13 protein-coding genes and 3 pseudogenes are annotated in these 18,242 nt (G+C 71.2%); 13 read left to right on the top strand and 3 right to left on the bottom strand.

Going from position 1 to position 18,242, the window contains the following annotated elements; translation table 11 throughout:
* Window positions 1–7 precede the first annotated feature (7 nt).
* The 13 genes and pseudogenes from ACIBCK_RS08005 (at window position 8) to ACIBCK_RS07945 (ending at window position 14,727) form a co-directional block, all read left to right on the top strand.
* Window positions 8–652 (top strand): GntR family transcriptional regulator, encoded by a 645-nt coding sequence (locus ACIBCK_RS08005; RefSeq protein WP_399387827.1) that lies wholly within the window; start codon window positions 8–10, stop codon window positions 650–652.
* Window positions 649–1,584: a dihydrodipicolinate synthase family protein gene (locus ACIBCK_RS08000; RefSeq protein WP_399387825.1), complete on the top strand. Its 936-nt coding sequence runs from the start codon at window positions 649–651 to the stop codon at window positions 1,582–1,584. The genes ACIBCK_RS08005 and ACIBCK_RS08000 overlap by 4 nt, the downstream gene beginning before the upstream one ends.
* Window positions 1,581–3,296 (top strand): L-arabinonate dehydratase, encoded by a 1,716-nt coding sequence (gene araD / locus ACIBCK_RS07995; protein ID WP_399387824.1) that lies wholly within the window; start codon window positions 1,581–1,583, stop codon window positions 3,294–3,296. The genes ACIBCK_RS08000 and araD overlap by 4 nt, the downstream gene beginning before the upstream one ends.
* Window positions 3,297–3,399: 103 nt before the next feature.
* Window positions 3,400–4,356, top strand: coding sequence for a carbohydrate ABC transporter permease (locus ACIBCK_RS07990; RefSeq protein ID WP_399387822.1), 957 nt, complete (start codon window positions 3,400–3,402; stop codon window positions 4,354–4,356).
* 32 nt (window positions 4,357–4,388) lie between these two features.
* Window positions 4,389–5,264, top strand: coding sequence for a carbohydrate ABC transporter permease (locus tag ACIBCK_RS07985; RefSeq protein WP_399388877.1), 876 nt, complete (start codon window positions 4,389–4,391; stop codon window positions 5,262–5,264).
* On the top strand, window positions 5,261–6,511 hold the full coding sequence (locus ACIBCK_RS07980; RefSeq protein ID WP_399387820.1) for a Gfo/Idh/MocA family protein: 1,251 nt from the start codon (window positions 5,261–5,263) through the stop codon (window positions 6,509–6,511). The genes ACIBCK_RS07985 and ACIBCK_RS07980 overlap by 4 nt, the downstream gene beginning before the upstream one ends.
* 7 nt (window positions 6,512–6,518) lie before the next feature.
* Entirely contained in the window at window positions 6,519–7,373 is an 855-nt protein-coding gene (locus ACIBCK_RS07975; RefSeq protein WP_399387818.1) for a PmoA family protein, read from the top strand.
* The gene (locus ACIBCK_RS07970) at window positions 7,370–8,938 is read left to right on the top strand and encodes a family 43 glycosylhydrolase (protein ID WP_399387816.1); all 1,569 of its coding nucleotides are present in this window, start codon (window positions 7,370–7,372) and stop codon (window positions 8,936–8,938) included. Before ACIBCK_RS07975 ends, ACIBCK_RS07970 begins: the two co-directional genes overlap by 4 nt.
* 17 nt (window positions 8,939–8,955) lie before the next feature.
* Window positions 8,956–9,999: pseudogene (locus ACIBCK_RS07965) on the top strand (polysaccharide lyase family 1 protein); the annotation flags it as partial.
* A gap of 62 nt (window positions 10,000–10,061) precedes the next feature.
* Complete coding sequence (locus ACIBCK_RS07960) at window positions 10,062–11,420, top strand: ABC transporter substrate-binding protein (RefSeq protein WP_399387814.1); 1,359 nt, start codon at window positions 10,062–10,064, stop codon at window positions 11,418–11,420.
* Window positions 11,417–12,238: a rhamnogalacturonan acetylesterase gene (locus ACIBCK_RS07955; protein ID WP_399387813.1), complete on the top strand. Its 822-nt coding sequence runs from the start codon at window positions 11,417–11,419 to the stop codon at window positions 12,236–12,238. Before ACIBCK_RS07960 ends, ACIBCK_RS07955 begins: the two co-directional genes overlap by 4 nt.
* A gap of 29 nt (window positions 12,239–12,267) precedes the next feature.
* Window positions 12,268–13,560 (top strand): polysaccharide lyase family 1 protein, encoded by a 1,293-nt coding sequence (locus ACIBCK_RS07950; RefSeq protein WP_399387811.1) that lies wholly within the window; start codon window positions 12,268–12,270, stop codon window positions 13,558–13,560.
* 54 nt (window positions 13,561–13,614) lie between these two features.
* Complete coding sequence (locus ACIBCK_RS07945; protein WP_399387809.1) at window positions 13,615–14,727, top strand: pectinesterase family protein; 1,113 nt, start codon at window positions 13,615–13,617, stop codon at window positions 14,725–14,727.
* Here ACIBCK_RS07945 and ACIBCK_RS07940 read toward each other — a convergent pair.
* From ACIBCK_RS07940 to ACIBCK_RS07930, 3 genes and pseudogenes are all read right to left on the bottom strand, one after another.
* Window positions 14,651–15,886, bottom strand: a complete 1,236-nt coding sequence (locus ACIBCK_RS07940) for an MFS transporter (RefSeq protein WP_399387807.1) — start codon at window positions 15,884–15,886, stop codon at window positions 14,651–14,653. The two genes, ACIBCK_RS07945 and ACIBCK_RS07940, sit on opposite strands and share 77 nt — an antisense overlap.
* Before the next feature lie 65 nt (window positions 15,887–15,951).
* A pseudogene (locus ACIBCK_RS07935) lies at window positions 15,952–16,899 on the bottom strand (ABC transporter ATP-binding protein); the annotation flags it as partial.
* 52 nt (window positions 16,900–16,951) lie between these two features.
* Window positions 16,952–18,025 (bottom strand): annotated as a pseudogene (locus ACIBCK_RS07930) (ABC transporter transmembrane domain-containing protein); the annotation flags it as partial.
* Window positions 18,026–18,242: the final 217 nt, after the last annotated feature.

Here is an 18,242-nt window from a genome sequence, read left to right as displayed (position 1 = left end):
AGCATCGATGAACTTTGCGCCCCACCCCATCCCCTCGCGCACGCAGTACGTGCTCGAGGCGGTCAAGCACCGCATCCTCACCGGGCAGTTGGCACCCGGCCAGCCACTCGTCGAGACCGAGCTCGCCGCCCAGTTCGCCGTCTCCAAGACACCCGTACGGGAAGCGCTGAAGACGCTCGCCGGGACCGGCCTCGTCGTCATGAGCCAGTACAAGGGCGCCACCGTGCGCACGGTCGACGCGGCCATGGCGCAGGAGGTCTACGACGTACGTCTGCTCCTCGAACCGGAGGCCCTGCGGCGCACCGTCCGCAGCGGCGCCCTCCTGGAGGAGGCGCGCGACGCACTGGAGCGTGCTGACTCGGCCGCCGACGCGGCCGAACGCTCCCTGGCCAACCGGGAGTTCCACCGCGCTCTCTACGTCCCGTGCGGCAACCCGCTGCTCTCCCGGATGCTCGACGACGTGCGCGACCAGGCGGCCCTGGTCTCCGCCGTCGCCTGGGCGACGCTGCCCTCCTGGGAGCGGGAGGCGGCCGAGCACCGGGAGATCCTGCGGCTCGCGCTCTCCGGGGAAGCCGACGCGGCGGCTCGCGGACTCCATGACCACATCGCCTCGTTCGTGCGGCGGGCGTTCCCGGAAGGGGAGCTTTCATGACCGGCCCGACCCCCGACTCCCGCTTCTCCCGTTTCGGCGAGCTGCGTTCGGCGCTCGCCGATGTGGTCGCGATCCCGGTGACTCCGTTCGCCGAGGACGGATCGGTGGAGCGTGACACCTACCGCGCCCTGGTCAGGCGGCTCACCGACGGGGGCGTGCGCACGCTCACCCCGAACGGGAACACCGGCGAGTTCTATGCGCTGAGTCCCGAGGAGCGGCGCCTGGTGACCGAGTTGACCATGGAGGAGGCGGGAGGCGGCGGCGCGTACGTGCTCGTCGGCGTCGGCCATGATCTGCCGACGGCGATCGCCGCGGCCCGGCATGCGCGGGACGCCGGCGCTCACATGGTGATGGTCCATCAGCCCGTGCATCCGTACGTGTCGCAGGACGGCTGGGTCGACTACCACCGTGCCGTCGCCGACGCCGTGCCCGAGCTGGGTGTCGTCCCGTACATCCGCAATCCGCGCCTCGCCGGCGAACGCCTGGCGGATCTCGGGGACTTGTGCCCCAACGTGATCGGCGCGAAGTACGCGACTCCGGACGCCGCCGCCTTCGCCGCGTTCGCCCGGGACGCGGGGCTCGACCGGTTCGTGTGGGTGGCGGGGCTCGCCGAGCTGTACGCGCCCGCCTACTGGGCCGTCGGCGCCACCGGCTTCACCTCGGGCCTGGTCAATGTCGCCCCCGAGGTGTCGCTGAGCATGCTCCAGGCGCTGCGCGCCGGGGACTATCCGGCGGCCATGGACGTCTGGGAGCGGATCCGCCGCTTCGAGGAGCTGCGCGCCGCCGACCAGTCCGCGGACAACGTCACGGTCGTCAAGGAAGCCCTTGCGGCGCTCGGTCTGTGCCGCCGCGAGGTGCGCCCGCCGAGCCGGGAGCTGCCCGAGGAGCGGCGCGACGAGATAGCGGCCCTGGTGAAGGCGTGGTCCGCATGAGGCCCGAAGAGCTGCGCAGCCACCAGTGGTGGGGCACGGACGGCCTGCGGTCCTTCAGCCACCGGGCGCGCACCCGGCAGCTCGGGTATCTGCCCGAGGAGCATCTGGGCAAGCCCGTCATCGCGGTCCTCAACACCTGGTCCGACATCAACCCCTGCCACGTCCACCTGCGCGACCGCGCCCAGGCGGTCAAGCGCGGGGTGTGGCAGGCGGGCGGCTTCCCCCTGGAGTTCCCCGTCTCCACGCTCTCGGAGACGTTCCAGAAGCCGACGCCGATGCTCTACCGGAATCTCCTCGCCATGGAGACGGAGGAGTTGCTCCGGTCCTATCCGATGGACGGCGCCGTGCTGATGGGCGGCTGCGACAAGACGACGCCCGCCCTGCTCATGGGCGCCGCGAGCGTCGACCTGCCGACGGTCTTCGTGCCGGCGGGGCCCATGCTCCCCGGCCACTGGCGCAACGAGGTGCTCGGTTCCGGCACCGACATGTGGAAGTACTGGGACGACAAGCGCGCCGGCCTCATCGGTGACTGTGAACTGGCCGAGCTGGAGAGCGGGTTGGCCCGCTCCCCCGGCCATTGCATGACCATGGGCACCGCCTCCACGCTGACCGCGGCGGCCGAGGCCCTCGGCGTGACGATGCCCGGGGCCTCCTCCATCCCCGCGGTGGACTCCGGGCACGACCGGATGGCGGCCGCATCCGGCATGCGGATCGTCGAACTCGTCCGACGGGACCTGAAGTTGTCGCGGTTCCTCACCTCCGACGCCTACGAGGACGCGGTCGCCACCGTGCTCGCGCTCGGCGGTTCCACCAACGCGGTGATCCACCTGATCGCCATGGCGGGCCGCAGCGGCGTCCGGCTCACGCTCGACGACTTCGACCGGATCGCGCGGACCGTGCCGGTGCTCGCCAACCTGCGCCCCGGCGGGCAGTACCTCATGGAGGACTTCCACTTCGCGGGCGGACTCCCTGCGTTCCTGGCCCAGTTGACCGACGTACTGCACCTGGAGCGGCCGACCGTCGCCCATGACAGCCTGCGCGAGCAGCTCGCGGGCGCCGTCGTGCACAACCCCGAGGTCATCCGGCCGCGCGACAAGCCGCTGGCCGACGAGGGCGGAGTGGCGGTGCTCCGCGGCAACCTCTGTCCGGACGGCGCCGTCATCAAGCACATCGCCGCCGAGCCGCACCTGCAGCGGCACACGGGCCCCGCGGTGGTCTTCGACGACTACCAGCAGATGCAGCGCACCATCAACGACCCGGAACTCGGCATCACCGCCGACCACGTCCTCGTGCTGCGGGGTTCGGGCCCCAAGGGTGGCCCCGGGATGCCCGAGTACGGCATGCTCCCGATCCCCGATCACCTGCTCAAACAGGGGGTGCGCGACATGGTGCGGATCTCCGACGCGAGGATGAGCGGCACGTCGTACGGCACGTGTGTCCTGCACATCGCGCCCGAGTCGCACGTGGGCGGCCCGCTCGCCCTGGTGCGCACGGGAGACCTGGTCACCCTCGACGTCGAGGCGCGCTCGCTCCATCTCGCCGTGTCCGACGATGAGTTGGCGCGGCGGCGGGATGCCTGGACGCCGCCGCCCGCGCGCTACGGGCGCGGCTACGGCGCGCTCTACAGCGAGCAGATCACCCAGGCCGACACCGGCTGCGACTTCGAGTTCCTGGCTCGCGAGGGCGAGGTCCCCGACCCGTACGCGGGCTGAGCCCCGCCCCGGCAGCTCTCTATTTGTACGAGATCTCGAACAACGTCTGCGAAGCGCTTCATCTCGCGGACTGTGTGCCGCCCATGAGAACGGAGAAGCAGACATGGCCTCAGCCGTGGCGAAAGCGCCACCGCAGCCACCGCCCCGGCGCCGCACGCCGGGTACGCGCCGGCGCCGAACGGGAGCGACCCCGCGCCGCCTCCCGTATCTGCTGATCGCGCCGGCCGGGCTCCTGATGCTGGGCTTCATCGCCTACCCGGTCATCAGCGTCTTCTACTACAGCCTGCGTCACTACAACCCCACCAAGCCCTGGCGCGACGGCTTCGCCGGGTTCGACAACTTCGTCACCGCGTTCACCGAGGACCCGCAGTTCTGGCAGACGCTCGGCTTCAGCCTCCAGTGGGTGGCCGTCGAGGTCGTCCTGCAATTGCTCCTGGGCCTGGGGCTCGCGCTGATCGTCAACCAGACCTTCATCGGCCGTGCGATGGCCCGCGCCCTGGTCTTCTCGCCGTGGGCCGTCTCCGGCGTACTCACCTCGACGATCTGGCTGCTGATCTTCAACTCCCAGACCGGCATCACCCGCTACCTCGCGGACATGGGGATCGGCACGTACGGCACGTCGTGGCTCTCGGACACCAGCACCGTCTTCCCCGCCGTCGTCGTCGCCGAGCTCTGGCGCGGGGTCCCCTTCTTCGCGATCCTCATCCTGGCCGACCTGCAGTCCGTCTCGAAGGACCTGTACGAGGCCGCCGAGGTGGACGGCGCAAGCCGCTTCCGGCAGTTCTTCCACATCACCCTGCCGCACCTGAAGGACGCGATCATCCTCTCCACGCTCCTTCGCGCGGTCTGGGAGTTCAACAACGTCGACCTGCTCTACACCCTCACCGGCGGCGGACCCGCCGGTGAGACGACGACCCTGCCCCTGCGCATCGCGTCCATCGCCGTCGACTCGCACGACTTCGGCTACGCCTCCGCACTGACCTCCATCGCGTTCGTGATCCTCCTCTTCTGCTCGATGGTCTATCTGCGGCTGAGCAAGTTCGGAGGTCAGGACAAGTGACGACCACTCAGCACCTGGACAGGGACGCCGCCATGGCGGACACCACCGCTCCCGTCAGGCCGCGCGACGGCGGCCCGCGCACACCCAGGCGGCGCCCCTGGGACGAGGCGCCCCGCTGGCAGATCTATCTCCCGCTCGGCCTCTACCTCCTCTTCACGCTCATCCCGTTCTACTGGATGCTGCTCTTCGCGATCCGCCCGGCGGGCTCGACCTCGCTGCTCCCCTGGCCGGTCACCTTCGAGCACTTCGACAAGGTGTGGACCGAGCGGAGCTTCGCGCTCTTCTTCCAGAACAGCCTCATCGTCGGTGTCCTGTCGATGCTGATGACGACGCTCGTCGCGCTCGCCGGGGGCTACGCCCTGGCCCGCTTCGACTTCAAGATCAAGCGCGGCTTCATGCTGGCGCTGCTGTGCTCGCAGTTCATCCCCGGCGCGCTGATGCTGGTGCCGCTCTTCCAGATCTTCGCCAACCTCCAGATGATCAACTCGCTCGGCAGCGTCATCATCGCCGAGGCCGTCTTCCAGCTGCCGCTCTCGATGATCCTGATCAGCGGGTTCATCAAGAACGTGCCGTACTCCCTGGAGGAGGCCGCCTGGGTCGACGGCTGCGGACGCTTCCGCGCCTTCTGCGCCGTCGTGCTGCCGCTGCTGCGGCCCGGTCTGATCGCGGTCGGCTCCTTCGCCTTCGTGCACAGCTGGAACCACTTCCTGTTCGCCCTGATGTTCCTCTCCAACCAGGACAAGCAGACGATCCCGGTCGGTCTCGCCACCTTGATGGGCGCCGACAGCGTCGACCTCGGAGCGCTCGCGGCCGGCGGCGTCATCGCCGCCCTGCCCGTCGTGATCGTCTTCGCCTTCATCCAGAAGTGGCTGGTCACGGGGTTCAGCGCCGGGGCGGTGAAGGGATGAGCACCGCTCCTGTCCCCGTCGTGCTTGCCGGTGCGCGCGGGCATGGCAGATGGCACCTGGAGAACATCCGGCGTCTTCAACAGGCGGGTCTCGTACGCCTCGTGGGGATCTGCGAGCTCGCACCGCTGAGTGATGCGGAGCTCGACGGGCTCGGCCAGCCCGCCCAGTCCGCGGACTTCGCGGGACTGCTCGACGCCACCGGAGCCGCCGTCGCCGTGATCTGCACGCCCATCCCCACCCACGCCGACCTGGCCGTGGCCGCCGCCGAGCGAGGCGTGCACCTGCTCCTGGAGAAGCCGCCCGCCCCTTCGTACGACGGCTTCCGGCGGATCACCGACGCGGTGGCCGCCGCGGGGGTGGCCTGTCAGGTCGGGTTCCAGTCGCTCGGCTCGCACGCCGTGCCCGCCATCCGCGCCCTGGTCGCCGACGGGGTGATCGGGCAGCCGATGGGCGTCGGCGCGGCGGGTGCCTGGGCCCGTGACGAGGCGTACTACCGGCGCGCTCCCTGGGCCGGGCGGCGCCGCCTGGACGGCGTGTACGTCGTGGACGGGGTCCTGACCAACCCCCTCGCCCACGCCGTCGCCACCGCCCTGGCGGTCGACGGGTCCCCGCGGGGCGAGGACGTCACGCGGGTGGAACCGGAGCTGTTTCGCGCCAACGCCATCGAGTCCGACGACACCTCGTTCGTGGGGATCACCACCGCGCGCGGCGGCCGCATCGGTGTCGCCGCGACCCTCTGCGCCGAGCGGTCCGACGAGCCGTACGTCATCGTCCACGGCACCCGGGGCCGCATCACCTTCTGGTACAAGCAGGACCGGGTGCTCGTGCAGCGCGCCGGGCACGGGCCCCAGGAGGTCCTTCACGGGCGGACGGACCTCCTGGAGAACCTCGTCGACCATCTCGCGGGCCGCGCCGAGCTGCTGGTTCCGCCGGCGTCGACGGGCGCCTTCATGAAGGTCGTCGAGGCGATCCGCGTGGCGCCCGGTCCGCGCCCCCTGCCGGCCGAGGCGTGGCGCACGGTGCCCGGCGAGCACGAAGGCGTGCGGCGCCGGGTCGTGCACGGCATCGACGGGCTCGTCGCGGCGAGCGCCGACACGCTGTGCGGCTTCGCCGAGCTCGGCACGTTCTGGGCGCTGCCCGGCCAGCCCGGCCCCACATCCTCCACCGCTCACCCCTCCATCACTCACCCCTCAACCGCTCACCCCTCAACCGCTCACTCCTCCCCCGCCGAGACCCCACCGAGGTGAGAACGCCATGAACAGAACCGCGACCGACACCGCGCTCCTGCTGCGCTGCTCGGGCCGCCCCGTAGGCCGCTACGTCATCCACCCCTCGGCGGGCCCCCGCCTCGCGCCCCGCCCCTATCTCCACCCCGTCCGCACCTTCGGCGGCCTGCCCGTCACCGAGTTCGGCCCCGCCGATCACCCGCACCACTTCGGTGTGGGCGTCGCCGTGCCCGACGCGGCGGGCCGCAACTTCTGGGGCGGGCGCACCTACGTGCGCGACCAGGGGCCCACCGAGCTCGACAACCACGGCGAACAGCGCCACCTGGAGTTCAAGCTGCGCGACCCCGACGGGTTCGTCGAGGAGATCGGCTGGCTCGACGGTGAGTGCGAACTGCTGCGCGAGCGGCGCACCGTCGCCGTCACGCCCCTCACCACGTCCGCCTGGGCGCTCGACTTCACGTTCTCCCTCACCAACCCGGCCGCTGCGGAGATCTCGATCGGCAGCCCGGCCACCAACGGCCGCCCCGGCGCCGCCTACGGAGGCTTCTTCTGGCGTGCCCCCAAGGAACGGCAGGCCCCCGAGGTGTTCACCGCGGACGCCGACGGCGAGGCCGCCGCGCACGGGGCCACGGCCGACTGGGTGGCCCTCACCGGCCAGGGCTGGACGCTCGTCTTCGCCGGGGCCACGCCCGAGACGCGGCGTGACCCGTGGTTCGTGCGGACCGCGGAGTATCCCGGCGTCGGCTCCTCGCTCGCGCATACGCGGCGCCTGCCGATCGGCCCCGGCGAGACCGTCGTACGCCGTGTCATCACCGTCGTTTCCGACGGCCGCCCGAGCCGGACCGAGGCCGCGGGGCTCGTCCGCAAGGCGGTGACCGCGTGAACGCGGCGGGGGCGATCAGGCCGGGCGACCTCGGCCCGGGCGACCTCGGCAACGGGACCTACCGCAATCCGGTCCTCGCCGCCGACTGGTCCGACCCCGATGTCGTCCGGGTCGGCGACGACTTCTACCTCACCGCGTCCAGCTTCGGGCGCGCCCCGGGCCTGCCGCTGCTGCACTCGCGCGACCTGGTGAACTGGACCCTGATCGGGCACGCCCTGGAGCGCCTGGAACCCGCGGAGTCGTTCGCCGCGCCGCGGCACGACTGCGGGGTGTGGGCGCCTTCGATCCGGTACCACGAGGGGCGTTTCTGGATCTTCTGGGGCGACCCCGACCACGGCGTCTTCCAGGTCAACTCCCCCGACATCCGCGGACCTTGGAGCGCCCCGCACCTCGTCAAGGCGGGTAAGGGCCTCATCGACGCCTGCCCGCTGTGGGACGAGGAGCGCGGCGAGGCATATCTGGTGCACGCCTGGGCCAAGTCGCGCTCCGGCGTCAAGAACCGGCTCACCGGTCACCGCATGAGCCCTGACGGACGGCAACTCCTCGACGAGGGAGCGGTGTTGGTCGACGCCGACCGGCTCCCCGGCTGGTTCACGCTGGAGGGGCCCAAGCTCTACCGGCACGACGGATGGTTCTGGATCTTCGCCCCGGCCGGTGGCGTGGAGCACGGCTGGCAGGGCGCCTTCCGTTCCCGGGCCTTCCACGGCCCCTACGAGGAGCGGATCGTCCTGGAGCAGGGCGACACCGCCGTCAACGGCCCCCACCAGGGCGGCTGGGTGCGCACCCCGTCCGGCGACGACTGGTTCCTGCACTTCCAGCAGCGCGGCGCATACGGGCGCGTCGTCCACCTCCAGCCGCTGCGCTGGGGCACGGACGGCTGGCCGGTGATCGGGGACGGCGGCGCCCCCGTCGACGTACACGAGAAGCCCGCCCTGCCCCCGCAGCCCACGTCCGCGCCCGCCACCGACGACGACTTCCCCGGTGGACGCCACGGCCGCCAGTGGCAGTGGTCCGCCAACCCCCGTGCGGGCTGGACGACTTCCCACGCGGCGGACGGCCTGCGACTGGCCTGTGTCCGGTCGGCGGACGCCCACGACCTGCGCCTCCTGCCGCACGTGCTGACCCAGCGGCTTCCGCTCACGCCATGCACCGTCGAGGTCGGCCTGCGGCTCGACGGCACCGCGGCCGATGCCAGGGCCGGGCTCGCGGTGCTCGGTGACGCCTTCCACTGGATCGGCCTCGCACGCGACGGCGACGGGACGGCCCGGCTCGTCCACCGGTTCGCCGAGTCCGTCGCCGAACGGGAGCGCGACGCCGAGCATCCGCGCCCCGCCCCCGACGGCACCGCGCGGCTGCGGATCGACATCGCGGACGGCGCCCGCTGCCGCTTCTCCGCCGACACCGGCGACGGATTCCGCCCTTCGGGCCAGGTCTTCGCCGCGACGCCGTGGCGGTGGGTGGGCGCGCTGCTCGGCCTGTTCGCCACGGCCCCGGCGGGCCGGAACGGGGCCGGGACCGCCCTGTTCACGCACTTCCGGATCACGCATGACCGACCTCACCCGTGAGCCTGTTGGGAGCCGCAATGGAGCAACACCTGCACAGCACCGGACGCCTCGGAGCCCGCGCCCTCGCAGCGGTGGCCGCTCTGGCCGTCGTCCTCGGCCTGAGCACCGTGCACGACCCGCCGGCTCGAGCCGCGGCCTCACCGGCCCACGACAACCTCTCCGGCACCGCGCACGGCTTCGCCTCGCTGGCCGGAGGGACCACCGGGGGCGCGGGCGGCAAGGTCGTCACCGTCACCGACCAGGCCTCGCTCGCCGAGTACGCGGGCGCCGACGAGCCCTACGTCATCCGCGTGAAGGGCACGGTCGCCGTCGAGCCGTTCGGTTCGGACATCGTGGTGGCATCGGACAAGACGATCGTCGGCGTCGGCGGATCCGGCGAGATCGTCCACGGCGAGCTGCACCTGAACCCCGGCACGAGCAACGTCATCATCCGCAACCTGACCATCCGCGACTCGTACGTCGAGGGCGACTGGGACGGCAAGACGCAGGACTTCGACGCGATCCAACTGGACTCCGTCGACCACGTCTGGATCGACCACAACCGGCTCACACGCATGGGTGACGGCCTGATCGACCTGCGCAAGGACAGCCAGTACGTCACCGTCTCGTACAACCGCTTCGAGAACCACAACAAGGCGTTCGGCATCGGCTGGACCGACCAGGTCAAGACGCAGGTGACCATCGACCACAACTGGTTCAGCGGCACCAAGCAGCGCAACCCCTCGGCGGACAACTGCGCCTACGCGCACCTCTACAACAACTACGTGTCGGCGCAGGTCACCGACGGCGACCCGCTGTGGACCTACGGCAACTGGGCGCGCGGCAGGACGCGGATGGTCATCGAGAACAGCTTCTACGAGGACGTCCAGCACCCCTACCAGGCCGACGCGACGGCCGAGTTGGTGCAGCGCGGCTCGATCACGAAGAACACGACGGGCCGTCACGACGCGCACGGCGCGGCCTTCGAGCCGCGCGACTTCTACGCCTACCGCCTCGACCCGGCGGCAGCCGTGCCCCGCCTGGTGAAGAGGTTCTCCGGACCGCGGAAGGCGATCGGAACGACCCGCCCCTGACCTGACATCACCTCGCACGACCCCCGTACACCCGACGAAGAGAGCCGACCATGAACATCACCATCCGTGGAATCAGCAGCAGAGACAGAAGCCGTCGTGCCGTGGCCGCCGTCGCCTTCACCGCCGCGCTCGCGCTGACCGCAGCCGCCTGTGGCGACGACGGCAGCGGCGCCGGCGGGGACAAGGGCAAGGAGGGTTCCGGGAAGGGCGAGATCACCTTCTGGGACAACAACGGCGGTGTCCGCACCGACGTCTGGAAGGAGATCATCAAGGACTTCGAGGCGAAGAACCCGGACATCCACGTCAAGTACGTGCCGATCCCCGCCGAGAGCGTCCAGTCCAAGTACGACACCGCCATCCAGGGCGGCGGCCTGCCGGACGTCGGTGGTGTCGGCGCCGCCATGCTCGCCGGGATCTCCGCGCAGGACGCCCTGGAGCCGCTGGACGACCGGCTGAGCGAGAGCTCTTTGGAGGGCAAGCTCAACCCGGGCATGGTCGACAGCGTCCGCGCTGCGGGCGGCGGCAACCGGCTCTTCACGGTGCCCACGTCCGCGAGCAACGGCGTGCTGTACTACCGCACCGACCTGTTCAAGGCCGCGGGCCTCGACGCCCCCACCACCTGGGGCAAGTTCTACACGGCGGCCGAGAGGCTCACCGCCAAGGGCGACAACAAGTTCGGGTACACCATCCGCGGCGGCGAGGGCTCCATCGCGCAGGCGCTCGACGCTGCCTACGGCCAGTCCGGCATCGGGTCGTTCTGGGAAGGCGACAAGACCACCGTCAACGACCCCAAGAACGTAGCGGCGTTGAAGAAGTACGTCGCGCTCTACAAGAACAACACACCCGCGGCCGACGTCAACAACGACTTCAAGAAGATGAACGCCCAGTGGGACACGGGCCAGATCGGCATGCTCAGCCACAACCTCGGCTCCTACGCGGACCACGTGAAGGCGCTCGGCGAGGGCAAATTCCGCGGTCTGCCCAACCCGACGACCGACGCGGGCGTCCGCGTCCAGGTCTCCAACCCCGTCGACGGCCTTGGCCTGTTCAAGTCGAGCAAGAAGAAGGCCGCCGCCTGGAAGTTCATCGAGTTCGCTGCCTCGCACGAGTCCAACAGCAAGTGGAACAAGTCGGCGGGCGCCATCCCTTCCAACACCGCCGCCTCCAAGGACGCCTGGGTGACCGAGGCCGAGCCCACGAAGCTGGCCGCCGCCGCACTCAACGACGGCTCTCTGAAGGTCGTTCAGCTGCCGTACTACCTGCCCGACTGGAACACCATCAGCAAGGCCGACAACGAGCCGAACTACCAGAAGGTCCTGCTCGGCAAGATGTCCGCGAAGGACTTCCTCGACACCCTCGCCGAGCAGCTCAACAAGGCTCAGGCCGAGTGGAAGGACCAGAACAAGTGACATCGCGCCCCGCGCACGGCGTCGGCCGACGCCGTGCGGTCGCGGCCCTCGCGAGCCTTCCGCTCGCGGCGGCCGGGGCCCCGGCCGCCCTCGCCCGCTCGTCGAAGACCGCTCCCGCGAGCACGCTCCACATCGCCGGAGACTCCACCGCCGCGCAGAAGTACTCCGACGCGGCGCCCGAGACCGGCTGGGGCATGGCCCTCCCCTTCTTCCTCCACGACCGCCGCCTGAAGGTCGCCAACCACGCGATGAACGGCCGGAGTTCGAAGAGCTTCGTCGACGAGGGCCGCCTCGCCGTGATCCTGGAGGCGATCAGGCCCGGCGACCGCCTGGTCGTCCAGTTCGCGCACAACGACGAGAAGAGCGCCGACCCCACGCGCTACACCGAGCCCTGGACCACCTACCAGGACTACCTGAAGCAATACGTCGACGGGGCGCGGTCCCGTGGCGCGCGGCCGGTGCTCGCCACCGCCGTCGAGCGCAGGAAGTTCGACGCGGACGGCACCGCGCTGCCCACCCACGGCGAATACCCGGCGGCGATGCGGGCGCTCGCCGAGGCCGAGGACGTGCCGCTGCTCGACGTCCAGGCCCTGTCGCTGGCCCTGTGGCAGAAGCTCGGCGTCGAGGAGACCAAGGCGTACTTCAACTGGACCGCCGTCGAGCAGGACAACACGCATTTCAATCCGCCGGGCGCGATCGCCATGGCCCGCCTGGTGGCGGCCGAGCTGCTGCACCGCGGGGGGCTCGCGCCACGCGACGTGCGCAGGCTCGACGCCCCGATACCCGACTCCTGGATCACCTGGCCGGAAGGACCGTGACGATGAGGACGACGACGAGAACGACGAGGATGACGAGGAGGACGAGCGTGGCTGCACGAAGATCTCTCGCGCTGCTCGCGGGATGCACCGCCTTGGTCGTGGCCGTCACGAGCGCCCCGGCATCGGCCGCCGACGCACGCGATGTGCTGCCGCCCCGCGACGGCTGGGCGTCCGCCGACGGCGGGACCACCGGCGGCGCCGGGGCCGACCGGGCGCACGTCTACACCGTCGGCACCTGGCAGGACCTGCGGGTCGCGCTCGCGGACGACCCCGGCGCTCCCCGGATCATCAAGGTCGAGGGCACGCTGAACGCCACGGCCGCGGGCTGCTCCGCGTTCGAGGCCGATGGCTACGACTTCGACCGGTACCTCGCGGACTACGACCCCGCCGTGTGGGGACGTGACACGCCGGTCAGCGGTGCGCAGGAGGACCTGCGCGCGGCCTCGGCGGCCCGGCAGGGCGCGGCGATCAAGGCGTACGTCCCGGCGGACACCACCATCGTGGGCGTGGGCAGGGACGCCGGAATCGTCGGCGGCAGCCTCCAGATCCAAGGCGTGGACAACGTCGTCGTACGCGATCTCACGCTGGAGAGCCCACTCGACTGCTTCCCGCAGTGGGATCCCACGGACGGGGACAGAGGGGCCTGGAACTCCGAGTACGACAGCATGGTCGTCCACGGTTCGACGCATGTGTGGGTCGACCACAACACGTTCACCGACGGCGAGCACCCCGACCGTTCGCTGCCGTCCTACTACGGCGAGCTCTACCAGCAGCACGACGGCGAGCTGGACGTCGTACGCGGCGCCGACCTGGTCACCGTCTCCTGGAACGTCTTCGCCGACCACGACAAGACCTTGATGATCGGCAACAGCGACAGTGCGGGCGACACGGACCGCGGCAAGCTGCGGGTCACCCTGCACCACAACGTCTTCCGGAACATCGTCGAGCGGGCACCGCGCGTCCGCTTCGGGCAGGTCGACGCCTACAACAACCATTACATCGTCCCCGCGGGCGGCTATCAGTACTCGTTCGGCATCGGTCAGGAATCCCAACTGGTCGCCCAGAACAACGCGTTCACGCTTCCGGCAGGGGTCAGCGCCGGGAGGATCCTCAAGAAGTGGAAGGAGGCGCCGGTCACCGCCGCCGCCAACTACGTCAACGGCAAGCGCGTCGATCTCATCGCCGTCCACAACGCGGAGATGCCCGAGGAGGCCCTCGCCTCGGGTGCGGGCTGGACCCCGAACCTCCGGACGCGGGTGGACAATCCGCGCAAGCTGCCCGCCCTGCTGGCGCATCGGGCGGGCGCGGGCAAGAGCCGCTGACGCCTCTCCCTCCCCCGGTACCTCCTCACCGAGCCGCACAGCGAAGGATCAGCCATGCCGTCGTACCACTCCCCCGTCCCCATCGGATCCAGCTTCAGCCGCCGCACGTTGCTCACCGCGGGCGCGGGCGCCGGCGCCGCCCTGGCCCTCGGCCACACCGCAGCAGCCCGTGCCTCCGCACCCCGCCCCGCCCGGCGGACGCTGTACGTCGACCCGACGGGCCACGGCGACCACACCACCGTCCAGGCCGCCGTGCACGCCGCCGCCGGTCCAGGCTGGACGCTGGTCCTCGCCCCGGGCACGTACCGCGAGACGGTGACCGTGCCCGAGACGCAGGCTGGACTCACGCTCGTCGGCGCGAGCGGCGACCCGCGCGACACAGTGATCGTGTACGACAACGCGGCGGGTACCCCGAAGCCCGACGGGTCCGGCACCCACGGCACCAGCGGCTCGGCCACGACGTCTGTGCGGGCCGCCGGTTTCACGGCCCACGCGATCACGTTCGCCAACGACTGGCTGCGGGCCGATCACCCCGACTACACCGGAACCCAGGCCGTCGCCCTGAAGGTGACCGGCGACCGCTCGGCGTTCTTCCGCTGCCGATTCCTGGGACACCAGGACACGCTGTACGCCGACAGCGCGGACCTGGGTGCCTTCGCCCGCCAGTACTTCCGTGACTGCTACGTGGAGGGCGACGTCGACTTCGTCTTCGGCCGGGCCACCGCGGTCTTCGAGTACTGCCGCTTCCACACGCTCTCCCGGAGCGACCTGCCATCGGCCCCGCACGGCTTCGTCTTCGCGCCGTCCACCGCCGTCGCCAATCCGCGCGGCTACCTCGTCACCCGCAGCCGGGTGACGAGCGGCGCCCCGGACGCGTACTACAAGCTGGCCCGGCCCTGGGTCCCCAGCTCGGACACGACGGCCCGCCCCATGCTGACGGTGCGCGACACCCGTCTGGGGCCGGGCATCGACGCGGTGAGCCCGTACGCGAACATGCGGGACGCCCATCCGTGGCAGGCCCAGCGGTTCGCCGAGTACCGCAACTCGGGGCCGGGCGCGGCCGTGACGGTCCCCGCGAACCGGCCCCAACTCACCCGCGCCCAGGCCGGATCCGCGACGCGCGCCGCTTACCTGGCGGGCTGGACACCGGCATGGAAGGGCCACTGAGCAGCCACAGCCACAGCGCCGCCCCCACGAGCTGGAACACGGCGATGCCGAGCATCAGGCCGTCCGCGCCGAGTTGACCGGCGAACACCCCGGTCAGCGCGGCGCCACCGGCGGACGCGCCGATCTTCAGGCTGCCGCCGGTGGTGTTGACCTGCCCGAGCCGGTCCGGCGGCGACTCGCGCTGACGGAGCATCAACGTGGCGGCGAAGAGCGGCCCCTCGGCCAGACCCGCCCCGATGCAGACGGCCCAGGCCCAGGGCAGTGACGGCACCATGGTCAACGCGGCCACGGCCGTACCGAACCCCAACAGCCCCATGAGCACGACCCGTTCGGCCCCGCGTGGCGTGAGCCACCGCGACGCGGCCAGCGTCCCCGCGAGGGATCCCACGGCGAAGAAGGCGAGGAGTTGCCCGCCCGCCGCGGGCCCCGCCCCGATGTCCTGGCCGAGCAGCACCGCCGCCACCGCGAAGCCGCCGTATCCGAACCAGGCGAACATCGTCGACACCGTCAGGGCCCGCAGCACCCGGTTGGCCCCGAGCACCGAGAGTCCGCCCGTCACGACCTGTGCGACTCCGGTCCGCGTCCGCTCCCGCGCGACATCCGGCCGGGCCTCCGGTGGCGGGATCCGCAGCAGAGGGAGGAAGAGCAGGCCGAGCACGGCGGCGGCCACGGTCACGATCCCGGCCTGCCCTCCTCCCGCGAACGCGGCGATCATCGCTGCCAGCCCCGGCCCGGCGAGGGCAGCGACGTTGTAGCTCGACGCCTCGAGGCCGTACGCGCGCGAGAGCCGTTGGGCGGGCACGAACCTGGGCAGCAGGCTGGTGAGCGCCGCCACGATCGGCTCGACGCAGCCGACCACGGCGGCCACCATCAGCACGAGCACCAGCGGCGAGCGCCCCGCCGACGTCATCAGCAGGGCGATCGCGGCGGCGTAGCCGCACGCCAGCGCGATCACGAGACGGCGCGGCCGGTCCGTCCGGTCGAGCGCGTGGCCGATGACCGGCCCGCTCAGCACGTACGGAAGCATCATCGCGGTCTGGACGAATCCGGCGCTCGCCGCGTCCCCGGTGCGCGCCTGCATGGTGAGCACCAGCGCGGTCGCGGCCCCCTCGGCGGACACCCTGAGCAGCGTGGCGGCCGTCAGATGCGAGCGGAGCAAGCGGGTCCCCCTGAGTGTTCGATCCCGAGGAGCCGATGCATGGGGCACCGATTCATGAGATCGACTCAATCACTCGCCGCCGATGTCAGGGAGATGTTCCAGAAATCGGCGTAGCGGCCGCCGTGGCGCAGCAGTTCGTCGTGGCTGCCTTCCTCCACGATCCGGCCGCCGTCGAGGAAGACGAGGCGGTCGGCGCGTTGGACGGTCCGCATGCGGTGCGCGACCATCACGACCGTCCGGCCCGCCATCAGGCGTTCGATGCCCTCGTGGACGGCGGCCTCGTTCACCGGGTCGAGGGCGGAGGTCACTTCGTCCAGGAGCACGATGGGCGCGTTCTTCAGGAGCGCTCGTGCGATCGAGACGCGCTGGCGTTCACCGCCCGAGAGGAGTGCGCCGCCCTCGCCCACGTGGGTCCCCCATCCGCCGGGCAGTCGCTCGATCACCTCGTCGAGGTGTGCCGCTGTCGCCGCCGCCCGCACCTCGGTCTCGTCGGCGTCGGGACGGCCGATGCGGATGTTCTCCTCGATCGTGCCGTCGAAGAGGTAGACGTCCTGGAAGACGATCGCGATCCGCGCCATCAGGGCCTCGGTGTTGACGGCGCGCACGTCCACGCCTCCCACGCGTACCGCCCCCGCGTCCACGTCGTAGAACCGCGCGAGCAGGTGCAGCAGGGTGCTCTTGCCCGCACCCGAGGGTCCGACGACGGCGAGCCGCTGCCCCTGGGGCACGGACAGCGACGCGTCGTCGAATACCGTGCGCTCCCCGTGCCGGAAGGTGACGGACGCGAACTCCAGGCCGTGACCTGCCGGTTCGACGGGTTCGGAGGGCTCCGGTAGCGGCTCGGTGCTCAGGACCGTGTCGAGCTTCACCAGCACGGAACGCGCGCCGCGGAGTCTTCCCCCGATGTCCGACAGCGAGAGGAGCGGGTCGGCGCGGCGGGCGGCGAGCACCAGGATCGTCAGGACCTCGGCGACACCGACGTCGCCGTCGAGGGCGAGGTAGGCGCTCACGGCTGCCGAGCTCGCGGAGGTCGACACCGCCGACGGCGACCGAGCCGTGGGTCGGGTCGAAGAACCGCGGCAAGAGCTGCACCAGGGTGGACTTTCCGCTTCCCGACGGCCCGACGATCGCGGTGACCGTCCCCGGTTCGAGCACCAGGTCGACCCCGCGCAGCACTTCGTGATCGGCCTCGTACCCGAAGCGCACGTCCCGCAGTTCCACCCGGTGTCCCTGTGGGACGGCGGGGTGCGCGGGCTCCGGCAGCGGCTCCACGTCGAGCACGTCCCGGATCCGGCCGACCGCGCGCCGGGCCGCCTGCATCTCGTCGAAGCCGTGGCCCAGGGCCGCCACCGGAGCGGTCAGGCCGAGGCCGAGCAGCAGGAAGGGCAGCAGATCGGCCGGGGCCAGGCCGCCTTCGGTGATCAGGGACGCACCGCCGATCAGGACGACGAGCAGGACGAACGGCGGCGAGAGCACGAGCTGCATCCCGGCGGCGATACGGGAAATGCCGTGCACCCACCGGTGAAAGGTGCCGACGAATGCGTCGGTGGCCGTGCGGAAGGTGCGGTGGGCGCGCCCGGATCCGCCGAACGTCTTGACCACCGCGATGCCCTGCACGAACTCGACGACGGAGCTGGAGATCCGCCCCATGGCCGCGTCGAACTCCTCCTGCTCGCGCAGCCGCGTCGGCGTCATCATCAGGGGGACGAGCGCCACCGCGAGGACCACGGGAATCAGCGTGATCAGGGTGAGCCGCCAGTCGACGGTGAAGAGATGGACCAGCGACACCAGGGGCACGACGAACGCGGAGACGAGTTCGCCGGGGGTGTGGGCGATGAACGGGTGCACGGCGCCCACGTCCTCCCCCACCACCTTGGCCAGTTCGCCGGTCCGGCGCCGGGAGAACCAGCCGATCGGCACGCGCCCGAGGCGGGCTGCCAGCTGCCGACGGAACGTCAGTTGCACCTGCCCGTCGACGATGTGCCCGATCCCGGACGACGCGGCCGAGAACAGCAGCCGCAGGAAGAGACCGGCCGCACCCGCGATGACGACGGTCCAGACATGCCCGCGGTCGACCGGCCCCGGCCCCAGCAGAGTGCGCCCAAGTTCGACGACGGCCAGCAGCGGTGCCAGGCCCACGACAGCCGCGAAGCTTCGGGCATGCGGGGCGAGGTGCTCGTCCGCGCCCACTCCGCCCGCAGGCTCTCCGCCGGCCGGCCCTTCGCCTACCGCGACGACCTGGACCCTTCCCGGGTGCCCCACCTGGCCGCCATCGGCGTCCGATGGGCCGCGCTGGCCGCACGGGACATCTACCCCCAGGGGCTCCGCGCGTTCGTCGACGGGCTGCTCGCACGGG

Source organism: Streptomyces sp. NPDC051218 (assembly GCF_044455475.1).
Classification (GTDB): domain Bacteria; phylum Actinomycetota; class Actinomycetes; order Streptomycetales; family Streptomycetaceae; genus Streptomyces.
Note: the sequence above shows the minus strand (reverse complement) of the source record. Positions and strands in the feature narration are given on the sequence as shown.